Raw genomic sequence first — 351 nt, 5'->3', positions numbered from 1 at the left:
GGATATGTCACTACAATTCATGTACAAATGTCAGCTACTCAAGGACAAAAGGTTGGAGCTGCGAAAAGTGGCAATATAGTTAGAAATGGTGAGTATATATTAGTCTATTCAAAATCAGGTAAAAAAAATATAATAAAACATCCTATACTAGATAGTGTTAATTATGATTCACATTATAATAAAATATTAGAAAAAATAGATGAGAACACTTTTTCTCAACATCCATTAGCAGAGGTTCTTGAAAGTAATAAAAGTATTTATAATCAACTTCAATCATTTGGATTAGTTAAAACAGGTAAAAAATTAAGTAATTCTAAAATACGTCAATATTATAATAATTCTCCTTTAACT

1 pseudogene is annotated in these 351 nt (G+C 26.2%); it reads left to right on the top strand.

Annotated elements, in window-relative coordinates:
- Positions 1-351, top strand: a pseudogene (locus AC6UDG_RS07450) (hypothetical protein); the annotation flags it as partial.

The sequence above is a fragment of the Fructilactobacillus sp. X2R1C1 genome, from assembly GCF_059901435.1.
The sequence above is the reverse complement of the archived record's forward strand: the minus strand, read 5'-3'. Positions and strand labels throughout refer to the sequence as shown.